This is a genomic window from Candidatus Aalborgicola defluviihabitans, assembly GCF_016705985.1.
GTDB classification, from domain to species: domain Bacteria; phylum Pseudomonadota; class Gammaproteobacteria; order Burkholderiales; family Burkholderiaceae_C; genus Allorhodoferax; species Allorhodoferax defluviihabitans.
In genome coordinates this window covers 365207-379172 of the sequence record NZ_JADJKN010000002.1, presented here as the reverse complement: position 1 = coordinate 379172, position 13966 = coordinate 365207, and the positions used below count along the sequence as shown (strand labels likewise).

Below are 13966 nucleotides of genomic sequence, written 5' to 3'. Positions count from 1 at the left end.
CTTTGCAACAGCTTTACCCGGGCAGGGTCATCAGCTGCACCGCCATGAAATTCTTAACGATGAGCTGCATTGCGGCCACCTGCACCACGGTTTTTCTGGGAGGCTGTGTGGTCGCCCCCGTCGCTGTTGAACCTGCTTATGTCGCGCCACACGGCGTGGTCTACGTCGCGCCCACCTATGGCATACCCGGGCCAGGCTATGTATGGGCGTACCACAGTCGCTTGGGCTGGGGCTGGCACCCCCAAGCTATGGTTGGCGTCGCGGCTGGAGGTGAGCCGCAGTGAAGATGTGGCCGACATGGCGCTGGCCCGTGCTGTAACGCCGTTGCTGAGCTGGCTAGTTGACGTGAATTAGGTCTACCCGCTGCGCGCCGTGCAGGCTCGAGATTGGGAGCATGTCACATCATGCGGACAAAGGTTGGGCACGGCTAGGGGGCATGGGCAAATTTTGATTTCTTATAGGCTAAATGTGCCTCTAGCCCTCGTAAAATATACGTAAGTCGCTATCAAAACAATAGTGTTAACGAGTCAAGCACCCCAGCCCCTGTAGCGTTGCCGCTACCGCCAAGTCCAGCGGCGTGTGCGGCTCCTGGCCCAGCAGCGCTTGCAGCTTGGCGTTGTCCATGCGCACCGGCACTTGCCACAGGTAGCGCATTTCCAGCAGCTCCTTCAATGTTTCGTTAAACGGCGACGCCAGCCGCAGCAGCCACCAGGGCAGGGCGCTGATCTTGGGCTTGGCTCCGCCGTGCTGCACCACCACGCGCTGAATGGCCTGGGCCATTTGCGTACCGTCGTGGTCCCAATGGCCTTGCAGGTGATAGGTGGCAAAGGCGGGCAGTGTGTGGCGCATGGCAATCAGCGTGACCATGGTGCGGGCCACATCGGGGATATAGGCCCACTGGTGGCCCAGGCCCGGCTTGCCGGGGTTGCTGATGCGCTTCACCGCCTGCTGCGGCTTGATCAGGCCTTGTGCAAACCAGTTGTTGCCGGCCTGCGGGCCAAAAAAATCACCGGCCCGCACGATGATGACGCGGCCACCCTGTTGCGCAAAGGCTTGCAGGCGGCGTTCCATCTCCACGCGGATGGCGCCCTTTTTGGTGAGTGGGTTTTGGGGCGAGTCTTCTGTCAGGGTGGGGAAGGCGTTGGGGCCGTAGTTGTAGACGGTGCCGGGCAAAACCACGGTGGCGCTCAGCTCTTTTGCGATAGTGATGGTGTTGTCCAACATGGGCAGCACCACGGTTGACCAGCGCTTGTAGCCCGGTGGGTTCACGGCGTGGACGATGACGGTGCAGCCGGCTGCGGCAGCGCGCACGTCGTCCCCGTTCAAGGCATCGCCGCGCAGCCAGGTGATGCCATCTTGCTGTGGGTTGGTGGGGTTGGTGGGGTTCGTGTGGCGGCTCAAGCCCCGCACAGCCCAGCCTGCGGCTTGCAGTTGGCGGGCCACTTCGCCGCCTATGCCGCCGGTGGCGCCCAATACGAGTGCGGTTTTGTTCAGCGTCGTGGTTTCCATATCAAGCTCCATTTAGTGGATGAGGGAGCGAGTTTGCGGGGCCAACCGCAAACATGGAATTGCCGAAACCCATGGTGCTGCTATACAGTTCTGTATGGACACAAGCATTGGTTGGGAGCTGTACCGCTCTCTTTTGGGGGTGCTGCGCGAGGGTTCGCTCTCGGGCGCAGCGCGCGCTTTGGGCATTGCCCAGCCCACGGTGGGGCGGCACATTACCGCGCTGGAAGAAACGCTGGGCCTGGTGCTGTTCACCCGCACCCAGGCCGGCCTGCTACCCACCGAAGCTGCGCTGGCCCTGCAGGTACACGCCGAAGAAATGGAGAGCAGCGCTGCCGCGCTAGAGCGCACCGCCGCCAGCCGGGGCAAAGGCGTGAGCGGCGTGGTGCGCGTTACCGCCAGCGAGGTGGTGGGGGTAGAGACACTGCCGCCCATCATTGCCAGCCTGTGTGCCAACTACCCCGGCTTGAAGATAGAGCTGGCGCTAACAGACCGCACGCAAGACCTGTTGCAGCGCGAGGCCGACATCGCCGTGCGCATGGTGCGCCCCGCGCAAGACCAGCTCATTGCCCGCCATATAGGGCAGGTGGAAGTGGGCCTGCATGCATCGGCCGATTACTTGCAGCGGCGCGGCACACCCACCAGCGTGGCCCAGCTCACCGAGCATTGCTTGATTGGCTTTGACCAGCCCACGCCCTTTATTCGCGAAGTGGCCAAGTCCATGCGCGGGCTGGACCGCGAATCGTTTTCCTTGCGAGCGGACAGCAGCGTGGCGCAACTGGCGTTAATACGGTGTGGCGCGGGCATTGGTTTTTGCCAAGTGCCGCTGGCCCGTGGGGTTGCGAGTGGCACGGTGGCCAGCCCGCCGCTCGTGCGGGTTTTGCCAGAGTTCTACACCCTCAAGCTCGACATCTGGATCACCATGCACGAGGGCCTGCGCAACAGCCCATCGGCCAAGGCCACGTTTGACGCGCTGGTGCTGGGAATGGAGAAGTACCTTGGCGCCGGATTGTTATAAGAAAAATGGGCCGCTAGCCCTCGTCACATATGCCAATGCAGCTTCCAAAACAATAGCGAATGATGTGGCCCGCAACTCCGCAACTCCGCAACTCCGCAACTCGGGCCTTTTGCGCCTGAAGAGATGTTGTCACGCGCTAGTGTGTTGCCCTGTCAGCCGACGCAACGACTTCGCCAAAGTGACGGGCGATGATGTCTTTCAGCTCTTGGCTTTCGTTGCCTACCAATGTCTTGCTCAGCCGCAGCTTCGCAAACAGCTTTTCACAACGCTTGCGATCTTCGTCAGACCAATACTCAACCGACAGCTTCTTCTGTTGCAGTGAAGGCAGCAGTTGGTCCATCTGAATAGCTGTTTCGTCGCGCCGTCCGTGGGCACGACCAGCAACATAGTTCAAACTGCAAAGCGCGCGGTCCAACAAAATCCATGGGAAATTGTTGGCTTGCATCGGGCCCACAACCATTTCCTGCGCTGAGAGTTGCAATTTTTCGGGCATCAGCAATTGCAGGGCTTTGGAAAATCTTGGCGTTTTGACAGAAACACTGGGTTGCTTCTTGCCAACCAAGTACGCAGTCGTTCCACCAATCGCAGCCCCAACTGCAGTGCCCAGCAGCAGCGTGTGGCCAAGGGTGAGCGCATCGGTACCGGCGCCAGCCACCGCACCAATGGCGGCCCCGGTCATTGTCAGCTGCTTCGCGTTCAAACCCATCAGACGCCAAGTCTCAACGCTAAACAAACCGTCTTTGAACAAACTGGCCGACTCACTGGATGACTGCACCAGGTGGTGCGCAAATAGCGCGATCATCTTGTTGTGCGCGCTGGATTCGATTTTTGCGAGCTGGGTTTTGAATCGCTCTTGCAACGCCAGATCAGCCGCCGTGCGCGCTTCTGCGCTATCGATCTTGAGCGAGAGCCGCGCCGAGAAGGTCAGGCAATCGCAGACCAGCGACACCGCCAGCGCAGCGGCATCGTCTATACGCGCGCTCCTATCCTCCTGGAGCGCGGTCACAGCCTTTAGCAGATAGGGCTTCCAATCGCGGTTGATGTTGGCCAATGTTTCGAGCAAGTCCTTGCGGTCTTCAAAACTCGCGCTGTGGGCGTTGAATTCTCGAACCGCGTTAAACGACCGGTTAAGCGCTGCCCGCCATTGGCCAATATAGTCCTGCTCTCCCGTGCGGTTGACGATGGCCAAGCGGGTAACCCCTGTCAAGCGCGCCAGCTCCATTTCGCATTCGTTCAGGGGTGTCGGCGCTAACGAGCCATCCACGACATAGATGATCCCGGCACCCGCCAAAACAGGTTTAAGCAAACGACACTCGGCTTCAAACTGCGGGTCGGTTTGGTGCTGTTCAACAAACACCCGAAATTTGGCCAACGGGTCATTGGCATCAGCGGGCGCGCGGTTGATCTCAGCAAGCGCCTTGCGCGCGTTCTGGAACCCCGGTGTGTCGTGAAAGACGACAAGGTCTCTCAGCGCAAACCGCTTTGCATGCACGGTCACGCCGGGCATGGACGACACCGCGACGGCGTCATCCTCCATCAGCGTCGACAGGATGGAAGACTTGCCGTGGTTAACCGCACCAATGATGGCAAACGCTGGCACAGCGTGTTCTATTGGCATCGTGCCACTCCTACACGCAAATGGTGAATCGACACGAAGCGGGTCCATATCTTCAGGCGCTCGTCCAAGCCCGCTGTGGGGTCGCCCGTTAGCAGGACAATCACTTCGCGGTTGGTGGCGCTCAACTTCTTGAGGAAATCGGCAATGGCGATGATGGGGTTCTCGGTGCCCGGTGTCACCACAACAACGTCTGTATCGGCTTGCAATCCTTGCACCAGTGCGGGCTCGAATGCATCGTTGTCGATGTAGGCCGAGACGGTTTGCAGCACGGCAAGCCCAAGCGACCGCTGCACCAATGCTGACACCTGTTCGTCGCTCAGGCTGCTGGTTTGCGACTTGATCGCCAACACCTTCTTCGCTCCAGCATGACCCATGTCGGCCAGTGGACCGCCAGGAGGCAGCGGTTCGCCATCGCTATCGGAACTGAACAAGGGGCGCTGCAGTCTGCGCCACAACTTGTTCGCCGCAGGGTGGGTGAATGCGATGCGCCGCAGCCGCAAGCGCAGCACGCCTTGCAAGAGCGCGGCAATGAGTAGCCGTGGCATCAACCCATAGACGACAACCGCGCACAGCAAGAACGGCCACCAGGCATGTGCAGCATTGGCATCCAGGGTGAACGCACCCTGCCCCCGAACGAACTGCGTCGCCAACACCTGTGGCAGCGAGGGCGCCAGCGAATCAGAGATCCAGCTCCAAGGCAAAGCGATGGCCTGCAACGCGCGAAACACGCCATCTGCTCCAAAAGAATACGTTGACTGCCACCCGAAACGCAGCTCTACAAAGGGCAAGTAGACCAACAACATAGAACCCAGAATGCCCAGGTTGAATGCAATAACAAACGCTTGCGTGAGCTGCAAGACTTGCAGACTGATGAACGGTGCAAGGCGGCTCGACAACTGACCAGTCTTGGCCAACAAAAACCGAGCCTGCGCCCGCTGCTCACCATGCAGGCGGTTCAGCGCACCGATACTGAAGCGCACCAGCGCATGCATCCAAGAAGTCAACGGGGAGAAGTCAACGCCTACCGCGCGTGCGACCACGGCCACCAACGCTACCAACAGCATGCCTATCTGTAGGCCAACCGTACCGGCCAGGAACAGTGCCGCGTTGATCGGCTGCGCGCTGTCGTGGGCCAGCAAACCCGCGGTGGTGCCCACGCCCACCAAACCTCCGATGAACAACGCCAGCCACAAGACAGCCTTTACGCCGCGCTCAAACTGTTGACCAGCCGTCGCCGTGCAGCCCGGTGTTGCTTGCTCTTTCAGCCACGCCAAGAAAATTGCCGATCGGTTGGTGGTGCGGGCGTCTGGTGCGAGCGCGATCTTGCTTTTGAACGCATCAACACCCGCAGAATCGTCAGCGTCCCACTTGTCGAGTGCGACTTCAAAATCAATCAGCTCCGAGACGCTCCAACGGGCAGGTTGCTCTGTTTGGTCCAAATTCACCCCAACTCCAATTGCGCAACGCGCATCATCCGCGAATCTACAGCATGTTTTATTTTGAGACCTGAAAGCTGCCACACGGGCTGCTCTGTAGCCTCGACCGGCAGATGGTTTAGAGTTTACGTATTTCAAGGACCACACATACCATGATCACTTTGCAAGACTGCCAACAACGCGATGCAGCAGACCCGCTGCGCGCGCTGCGCGATCTTTTCTCTATTCCGGCCGGTGTCATTTACCTGGACGGCAATTCTCTGGGCGTCATGCCCAAAGCTGCAGCCGCCCGCGCTGCAGAGGTCATCACCCAAGAATGGGGCACGGGCCTTATCCGCTCTTGGAACACCGCCGGTTGGTTTGAGCTACCCCAGCGCCTGGGCAACATGATTGCGCCGCTGATTGGCGCGGGGCCTGACGAAGTGGTTACCACCGACACCACATCCATCAACCTCTACAAAGTGCTGGCCGCTGCGTTGTCCATGGTTGCGCAAGACGCACCGCAGCGCAAAGTTTTGCTTAGTGAGCGCAGCAACTTCCCCACCGACCTCTATATTGCCGAAGGCCTGTGCAAAGAGCGCGGCTACACGCTCAAGCTGGTAGAGCCTGACGAGATTGCCGCCGCGCTCACCGCCGATGTTGCCGTGCTGATGCTCACCCATGTCAACTACCGCACCGGCGCCATGCACGACATGGCTGCCGTCACCGCCGCCGCACACGCGGCCGGCGCGCTGGTGGTGTGGGACCTGGCACACAGCGCAGGCGCGGTGCCGGTGGACCTGACGGGTGCCCGGGCCGACTTCTCCATTGGCTGCGGCTACAAGTATTTGAACGGCGGCCCCGGCGCACCGGCATTCGTGTGGGTCAACCCCCAACATGCGGACCGCTTTTGGCAACCGCTGTCGGGCTGGTGGGGCCACGCCAAGCCGTTTGCGTTCACGGCAGATTACAAACCCGCTGCCGGCATTACCCGTTACCTGTGCGGCACGCAACCCATCGTCAGCTTGTCGTTGTTGGAATGCGGGTTAGACGGCTTTGTGGCGGCACAGGCATTGGGCGGCATGGCTGCCCTGCGCACCAAATCGTTGGCGCTGACCGACCTGTACATTCAGTTGGTCGAAGAGCGCTGCGCGGGCCACGGCCTGGGCTTGGCCACGCCACGCAACCACGCACAACGCGGCTCGCAGGTCTGCCTGACGCGCGAACACAATGCGGGAGGCCCGTTAGGCTCCGGTGCCTATGCCATCATGCAAGCGCTGATTGCACGCGGCGTGATTGGCGACTACCGCGCGGGCGATGGTGGCATTCACAAAGATATCTTGCGCTTTGGCTTTACCCCGCTCTACATCGGCTTTGAAGACGTATGGAATGCGGTGGAGCACCTGCGCCAAGTGCTGGAAACAGCAGAGTGGCAAAAGCCTGAATTCAACCAACAACACGCCGTTACCTGACATGACCAATCCCCCCTCTGGCTGCCCCATGCACGCCGCGCCCTCTGCTGGCGAAGCCATCGTTGCCCAAGAAAAAGCCCAGCTCGACTTCAGCAACACCATGAGCTACGGCGACTACCTGCAGATCGACACCATTCTGTCGGCCCAAAAGCCGCTCTCACCCGCGCATGACGAGATGCTGTTCATCGTGCAGCACCAAACCAGCGAGCTGTGGATGAAGCTCATGCTGCACGAGCTGCAGGCTGCCGTGCGCCACATTGCGCAAGACGACCTGCCGCCTGCCTTCAAGATGTTGGCGCGTGTCAGCAAGATCATGGAGCAACTGGTGCACGCATGGGACGTGCTGGCCACCATGACGCCGCCCGAGTACAGCGCCATGCGCCCTTACCTGGGCCAAAGCAGCGGCTTCCAAAGCTTTCAATACCGCTGCATTGAATTCGCCATGGGCAACAAAAACGCCGCCATGCTCAAGCCCCACGCCCATGCGCCCGAGCGCCTGGCGCTGGTGCAAGCTGCGTATGAAGCGCCGTCGCTATATGACGAAGCGCTGCGGCTGATGGCGCGCCGTGGCTTGCCCGTGCCCGCATCGCACACAGAGCGCGACTGGTCGCAACCCTATGCAGCCAGCAAAGAAGTCGAGGCCGCCTGGCTGCAGGTTTACCGCAAACCCGAAGCCCATTGGGACCTGTACCAACTGGGCGAAGAACTGACTGATCTGGAAGACGCCTTTCGCCTATGGCGCTTCCGCCATGTGACCACGGTGGAGCGCATCATCGGCTTCAAACGCGGCACCGGTGGCACGGGCGGCGTGAGCTACCTGCGCAAGATGCTGGACGTGGTGCTGTTCCCCGAGATATGGTCGCTAAGGACAGAGTTGTAAGAGAAATTGGCCTATAGCCCTCGTGGAATATACGCAAGCCACTATCAATTTCGTAGCAATAAGTAAAAACGGCGCGTCGTTCATCAAAGCCCTATCCGGCAGGCAGCACGTCTACTGCGGCCATGTGGAGGATGGCGAGGCGACCAGCGTGCCCCATGTGTTTGCCTGTGGAATGCATAAAGACAGTTATGGGCCAGACGGCTATGGTGTGCTCAATTTGGTAGAGTTGGCATACGGTTGCCGGCTCCAACTGGCAGGGAGTCGACCCCCACGCAGCTCTTTCATGGCAGCTATTGGCTTTGATTGGCCAGGATATGCGACAGGTTCATACAATGGTTGTCATGCAAAAGTACCCAGCGGTATTGCCAAGAATTGAATATTCGTGCGGTTTAGCGGGTTGCGCATGGCTAAGCCCAAGCCCACCAGCCTGATTATTTCGTCGTCTAACTTGGAAATGCCAAGATAGGCGCTCGGCTACGTGAAGTTAAGGCGCACAAATGACCTCAAGCTCTCACGAACCGTATGTCTCCGAATTACGGCATATTGTCACTGTCGCCGGGTTGAACTACGAGATTTGGTGGGCCTTGAAGAGCGATCAAACCCGGCCGCAATTTATTGACGTCCTGAATCGCTATCCCATCTACTTTCAGACTGCAATCCATGCGCACTTCGTCGCACTGCTGGTGAACCTCTACAAGCTCTACGAGACACGAAAAGACACCTACAACATTCCTCGCTTCCTGAATATCTTGCAAGGTGAGGCAGCACTCGGATCCAGCGTGCTTGCCAGTCTGGACCGGCAGTATCGGGACGTGAAGCCGCTGTGGGTCAAAGTCAACATTCTTCGCAATAAGGTATGTGGGCACCACTCTGCGGCCCACTCAGTCGAGGATGCTTTCCGAGAGGCCGCCGTCACCCCTAACGAGCTTCGCGATCTGGTGTCGAAGACCAAGAGCCTGCTCAATGAGCTAACACAGAACCTTGATAGAAGCACTCACGCATTCAATCTCGGTTCGGGTGGCGAAGTGGTCGAAGTCCTAGAGGCACTCCAACGTGCGAAGCGTGCGCCTTAACATGTCGGTCAACACGGTCGCCTTGCGACGTACGCCCGCTGCGCGGGCTCCTGGCGCAAGTCGCCGGTTACCTTCACGTTAGACCGCAGACAGTGCGTAGTCCTGATTGACCGCGAGGAGAACTTAATATGACTTGGATCCTAGGCTTGGCGCTTACAGCATTCGCAATCTACCTTGCGTTCTTTCGCAAACCAACACCCCGTGAAGTAGTCATTCGCATCGAAACCAGCGTTTCACCCAGTACCACAGAACTGAACCGTGGTGAGGTCGAAGGTGAGGAAAAGGACAACTGGGAGCAATTTGACTTCTATCGCGCAAGAATGCTGCCCGCAAAGGGGCGATACCGAATCAACTATGAGGACCAACGCGGGCTAAAAACCGAGAGGGATATCGAAGTAAAGCGAGTACATGAGTTCGGAGGAAAGTACGCCATCGACGCCCACTGCCTTCTTCGCAATGCCCATCGTTCGTTTCTCGGAGAACGCATTGAAAAGGCAATCAATCTTGATTCGGGCGAAATCGTGGAAGACCTTGCCCGCGATGCAATTGCTCAATATGGCGACTCTAATGAGGGTCGTGCTTTGTCGGCCATCGACAAAGAATGGATGGGTGTCGCTGTCCTCGTCTTTGTCTGCCGTGCAGATGGACAAATGCGCAAGGCGGAACGGGCTATCGTCGCCGAGTACCTCAAGAGGCATTGTGCTGATGTGCTGCTTGATGCTGCAGAACTGGACTCTGCGATTAAGGCTCTCGGTGAGCCCGATCACAAAGAGTTCAAACGCATCATCCGTGATCTTAAGGCTGCAGGTGATCGTGACCGCCTGACTGATTTACTCGACTGTGCAAAACGAATCGTCGATACGCAGAAGACCGTTGCCCCAATGGAGAAGGCGGCTCTGGAAATTCTTGAGGAGGCGACTGCGTGATCTGCGGTCTAACACTGCGCTCCAAGGAACGCTGCGCGATAAAGCCACGCAGCGTTCCTGAGCTTGGACGTTGAGCCGTCATCGCGAAACGGGCCGATTAACTGCGTTTTATCAGGGGTAGATGGCTAACAATCAGCGTTTATCCGCCGCGCCACAAAGCTGGCACAAAGCGAGGACGTCATTCGCGGCAGATAAACCATGTTGGACTGAACCGCCTGCGAGACGGTGGCGTGTGTTCTGGGCAATAGGGGGTTTGAACCAATCCCCCGCTTGTGTCAATAGATTATGACCCAGCCCAGTGTCGTTGCGCCGTGCGCGGATTGCCTACATTGCGGGCTGGGCACTGCTCTTTCGCTGGATCGCTCGGGTATTGTTCCTGCACGCAGTTGCCAGCCAGCGTGCGGCGCAACACTGCCTCGGACACCACTGGACGTGGTGCGAATTTCTTGATCCCTTGGCATCCCCTGGTGCACCTCACGGTGGCCCCTGGGTTGCCCCGCCACACTGCTACCCGGTGTCGGCAACTGTGTACCCCTGGCAGCGTTGCCACCACCCTTGAGTGTGCCCGCCTTGCAGCACGGACACTGCATAGTCTCAATCCTGGCCACCCTCGCCATGAACGCCTGTGCCGACTCTTGGGCCAGCGGGTTGGTGCTGGGCATCTGTAGTGCCAGCCTTGCGAGCTTGAGCTTGTCCGTCTTGCATGCACTGGCCAGAACTCCGTAGTGGCGAATCCGCTTGATACCGGTGGGCAAGACGTGCAACAAGTAGCGCCGTATGAATTCACAGCCGGTAAATGTTCTGTGCGCTTACCCCCTTGGTCATCCGCTCTGACGGTAAAAACCACTTCACTGTGCGTGAGCGCCTTGATGCGCTCGTTGCCAATGGCCGTGCGGTGTGTGTAGCGGCTGAGGTACTCCAGCGTTTGTGCTGGACCACCCAACGGCGTCTTGGCATACACCACCCAGTCGTGGCGGTATAGATCTCTTTGGCGTTGTGCCCAGGCCATGGCACCGCCCTGCGGATCATCGGCGATGTCTGTACCTTGATGGGCCCGGCCCAAGGCTGCCAGGAACTTGCCCCGAAACCCCTTGGACAGGGCCTGCACCGGGAACAGAAAGTCGGGCTTTCGGATCGGCGTGTGCCAGCGGCCTTGACCTGATCATCTTGCACCAGCACACCGCAGGCCATCACCGCATGCACATGAATGTGCCGCCGCAAGTCCTGGGTCCAGGTGTGCAGCACCAGGCTGAAGGCCGGGGTGCCACCACCAACCCCCATCCAACAGCGCATTGGCCGCGAACTCAGACAGTGTTTGGGCGGTGCTGGCAAACAGGGTGTCGATGACCCAGCGCGGGTGGTACTGGTACAGGGCATTGAGGCTGTGCGGCAGCGTGAACACCAAGTGGGCATAGGGCACATTCAACACATCCGCTAGACGCCCCTGCAGCCAGGCGTCCTTGGCACGCGATCCGCACTGCGGGCGGTGTCGATTGCGGCAGGAGTGGTATTGCCAGTGGCTGTGGCCACAAGTCTCACAGGCCAGCTGCTGGCCCCCCAGTGCCGCCGTCCTGCACGCGACGATGCCGCGCCAGGCCTTGGCCTGGGGTGTGGACAGGGTGTGCTTTACCAGATGTGCCGCACCATGCTGGCGCAGCACATCGGCCAGGGTGGCCACGCGCTCAGCCTTGCCGTGATCGTTTCAGGTCTTGGGCAGGCCCGCCAGCAGGTCCAATGGGTCCACGTCTTTGGGTGGTTTGAACTGCGGGCTGATGAGGTGCAGATAACGGCTGGTGGTGCTGATGTGGCCGTGGCCCAAGAGGCGGCTGATGGTGTACAGGTCCACGCCACCTTCGAGCAAGTGGGTGGCAAAGCAGTGGCGCAGGGTATGGGTGCCACCATGCTTGACGATGCCGGCGCAGTGTCGGGCCGCTTGGTAGGCGCGTTGCACGGCTTCGATGTTGACGCACGTCGTGCCATTGGCGTTGGCAAACAGCCAGCGACCTGGGTTGCGCTGCGGAGCATAGGTTTGGCTGTATTGGCGCAGCAACGCCAACAGGCTTGACTGAGGATGCTGTAGCGGTCGGCACCGCCTTTGCCGGCCGTAACCCGCACGCACATGCGATCTGGCGCGCTGTCGATGTCATCCACGCGCAGTGCGCAGGCTTCGGAGATACGCAGACCGGCCGCATAGATGGTTTGCAACACGGTTCGGTAAACCGGATGCGAGCAGCAGGCAAACAGGTGCGTGACCTCTGGCGCGCGAGCAACTCGGGCTGCTTCTGTGGCACACGGGCCATGGGCGGGCGCAGGTGGACGATGTCTGGCGCGCCCCAGCACCTTCTCAAACAGGAAGCGACTGGCACTGGCGGCATGGTTGACGCTGCTGTAGGAGAGTTGGCGGTCTTTGACCAGGTGCAGCATGTAGGCCTCGATCTCAGGCGGGCTCAACAAGTCGGGACTGCGGTGGTAGTGGCGTGCCATTCGGGCGACGGCATCGGTGTAGCACTCCTGGTCCGTTCAGCCAGGCCGCGCACGGTCATGGCGTCGAGCATGCGTTGACGTAAGGGTGTCATGCGGTTTCTCCTCGTGCCGGGGAACATTCCCCAACTCCAAGGCTTTACCTCAAGGCCCGTCTATGCAAGTAGCCCCGAAACACAAATGCAGTGGCGGCGCACCGTGCACTAGCCACCGCGTAGCGGTTTAGTTCAACGCAGAATAGGCGCCCCCAATATTCTGGAAATCAATGACTGCTCTCGAGCAGTGAAATTTGATAGAGGTCGGTCGAGTTTGGGTCGAATCCTGAGATACAGCTGACCGACCCAACCGTCGGCAACCGCATCATCCCCCGCCTGGTTGGGCATTTGCTGGGCTACTTTTTGCCGTACGAGGGCAGCTACTACGAGGCGTATGGTGGGGCCCACGCACTTGGCGGGCTTGCTGTGTTCGATGAATAACCTCTAAGAAAGATCAGCCTATAGCCCTCGTGGAATATGCACATACCACTATCCATTCAATAGCAATCAACGGAAATGGTGCAGCGTTACTCCACTGCGTTAACGACACCTGTCATGACGCGCCTGCGGACGAGAGGTCAATTCGCCTTCAACTTTTCGGCCAGCCACTGGCTCATGGGGCTGGCGCTGTCTTCCAGGCCGTGGATCACGCTGAAATGGTCGGCTCCCGGCACGGCGCGCAGTTCTACCGGGTTGCCCAGGGCGGTGGCTGCGGCGTGGTAGCTGGCCGCTTGGCGGGCAAACTCGGTGCTCTCGGCACCGCCCCAGGTGACCCAGGTGGGTGTGGGGCAGGCGCGCACATTCTGCGCGGGGGAGTAGTGGCGAATGGTGTGTTCGTCCAGCTGGATCATGGGTTGCAGGTAGCTGTAGCGCAGTGGCTCCAGCTCGTGCAGGCCGCTGATCAGTAGCGCCGCCTTCAGCGGGTCGCGCGGCAGGCCGTAGTCGGTATCCCAATCGGTTTGTAAGCACATGGCGCTCAGGTGGCCACCGGCCGAGTGGCCGCCCACGCCCACGCGGCTCGCGTCGCCCCCATATTGGCCAATGTTGCGCAGCGTCCAGGCCACGGCGGCGCGGCACTGGCGCGTGATTTCGGCCAGGGTGACAAACGGGCACAGCGCGTAGTTCACCACCACGGTGGTGATGCCCAGTGGCTGCAGGCCCAGCGCCACACCGCTGAACTCTTTGGACGAGAGCGAGCGCCAGTAGCCGCCGTGCAAAAACACATAGACCGGGGCGTTAGGCGCATCCGCCACAAAAATGTCCAGCGTCTCGGCCAGCGTGGGCCCATACGGAATGTCCAGATGCGCCTTGAGGCTGCTGCGCGCCTTGTGCGCGGCGGCCACAAAGTGCTTGCCGGGCGCCGATGCATCGGCCAGTGCCAGCGAGGGGTTGTACTGCGCGTCGATCTGCGCTTGGGTGGTGAATTCGCGGTAGAGCTTGGGCATGGTGGTGACGGGTTTGGTGGGAATTGTTGCCAGTCTAGAGGTAGCCAGGGCAGGGAAATTACTGAGGCCTTTATTTCGTAAAGTACTTTACATCTAA

Annotated in this window: 11 protein-coding genes and 4 pseudogenes; 6 read left to right on the top strand and 9 right to left on the bottom strand. The window is 59.7% G+C overall.

The window, feature by feature from the left end; translation table 11 throughout:
- Positions 1–177 precede the first annotated feature (177 nt).
- Positions 178–354: a hypothetical protein gene (locus tag IPI80_RS02170; protein ID WP_413856709.1), complete on the top strand. Its 177-nt coding sequence runs from the start codon at positions 178–180 to the stop codon at positions 352–354.
- A gap of 165 nt (positions 355–519) precedes the next feature.
- On the opposite strand, the gene IPI80_RS02165 is transcribed toward IPI80_RS02170, so the two are convergent.
- On the bottom strand, positions 520–1509 hold the full coding sequence (locus IPI80_RS02165) for an SDR family oxidoreductase (RefSeq protein ID WP_413856707.1): 990 nt from the start codon (positions 1507–1509) through the stop codon (positions 520–522).
- Positions 1510–1603: 94 nt separating this feature from the next.
- Between IPI80_RS02165 and IPI80_RS02160 the strand changes: the two genes are divergently transcribed.
- The gene (locus tag IPI80_RS02160) at positions 1604–2524 is read left to right on the top strand and encodes a LysR family transcriptional regulator (protein WP_413856705.1); all 921 of its coding nucleotides are present in this window, start codon (positions 1604–1606) and stop codon (positions 2522–2524) included.
- A 136-nt stretch (positions 2525–2660) separates the two neighbouring features.
- Here the strand turns inward: IPI80_RS02160 and IPI80_RS02155 are convergent, their stop codons facing one another.
- Both IPI80_RS02155 and IPI80_RS02150 read right to left on the bottom strand, forming a co-directional pair.
- Positions 2661–4142, bottom strand: coding sequence for a DUF3482 domain-containing protein (locus tag IPI80_RS02155; protein WP_413856703.1), 1482 nt, complete (start codon positions 4140–4142; stop codon positions 2661–2663).
- Positions 4133–5587, bottom strand: coding sequence for a DUF2868 domain-containing protein (locus IPI80_RS02150; protein WP_413856701.1), 1455 nt, complete (start codon positions 5585–5587; stop codon positions 4133–4135). The genes IPI80_RS02155 and IPI80_RS02150 overlap by 10 nt, the downstream gene beginning before the upstream one ends.
- A 143-nt stretch (positions 5588–5730) precedes the next feature.
- Here IPI80_RS02150 and kynU point away from each other — a divergent pair, with 143 nt between their 5' ends.
- The 4 genes from kynU (at position 5731) to IPI80_RS02130 (ending at position 9908) form a co-directional block, all read left to right on the top strand.
- A complete protein-coding gene (gene kynU / locus IPI80_RS02145) occupies positions 5731–7029 on the top strand; it encodes a kynureninase (protein ID WP_413856699.1) in 1299 nt (432 codons plus the stop codon).
- Between the two features lies 1 nt (position 7030).
- Positions 7031–7909 (top strand): tryptophan 2,3-dioxygenase, encoded by an 879-nt coding sequence (gene kynA, locus IPI80_RS02140; RefSeq protein ID WP_413856697.1) that lies wholly within the window; start codon positions 7031–7033, stop codon positions 7907–7909.
- Positions 7910–8406: 497 nt separating this feature from the next.
- Positions 8407–8982, top strand: coding sequence for a hypothetical protein (locus IPI80_RS02135; RefSeq protein ID WP_413856695.1), 576 nt, complete (start codon positions 8407–8409; stop codon positions 8980–8982).
- A 128-nt stretch (positions 8983–9110) separates the two neighbouring features.
- Positions 9111–9908, top strand: a complete 798-nt coding sequence (locus IPI80_RS02130; protein WP_413856693.1) for a hypothetical protein — start codon at positions 9111–9113, stop codon at positions 9906–9908.
- A gap of 275 nt (positions 9909–10183) precedes the next feature.
- Here the strand turns inward: IPI80_RS02130 and IPI80_RS02125 are convergent.
- From IPI80_RS02125 to IPI80_RS02100, 6 genes and pseudogenes are all read right to left on the bottom strand, one after another.
- Positions 10184–11016: pseudogene (locus tag IPI80_RS02125) on the bottom strand (transposase).
- 95 nt (positions 11017–11111) lie between these two features.
- Positions 11112–11189, bottom strand: a pseudogene (locus IPI80_RS02120) (hypothetical protein); the annotation flags it as partial.
- 169 nt (positions 11190–11358) lie between these two features.
- Positions 11359–11568: pseudogene (locus tag IPI80_RS02115) on the bottom strand (transposase zinc-binding domain-containing protein); the annotation flags it as partial.
- A 42-nt stretch (positions 11569–11610) separates the two neighbouring features.
- Positions 11611–12392 (bottom strand): annotated as a pseudogene (locus IPI80_RS02110) (tyrosine-type recombinase/integrase).
- Entirely contained in the window at positions 12356–12484 is a 129-nt protein-coding gene (locus IPI80_RS02105) for a hypothetical protein (RefSeq protein WP_413856691.1), read from the bottom strand. Before IPI80_RS02105 ends, IPI80_RS02110 begins: the two are co-directional and overlap by 37 nt.
- Before the next feature lie 518 nt (positions 12485–13002).
- Complete coding sequence (locus IPI80_RS02100; RefSeq protein ID WP_413856689.1) at positions 13003–13869, bottom strand: alpha/beta hydrolase; 867 nt, start codon at positions 13867–13869, stop codon at positions 13003–13005.
- Positions 13870–13966: the final 97 nt, after the last annotated feature.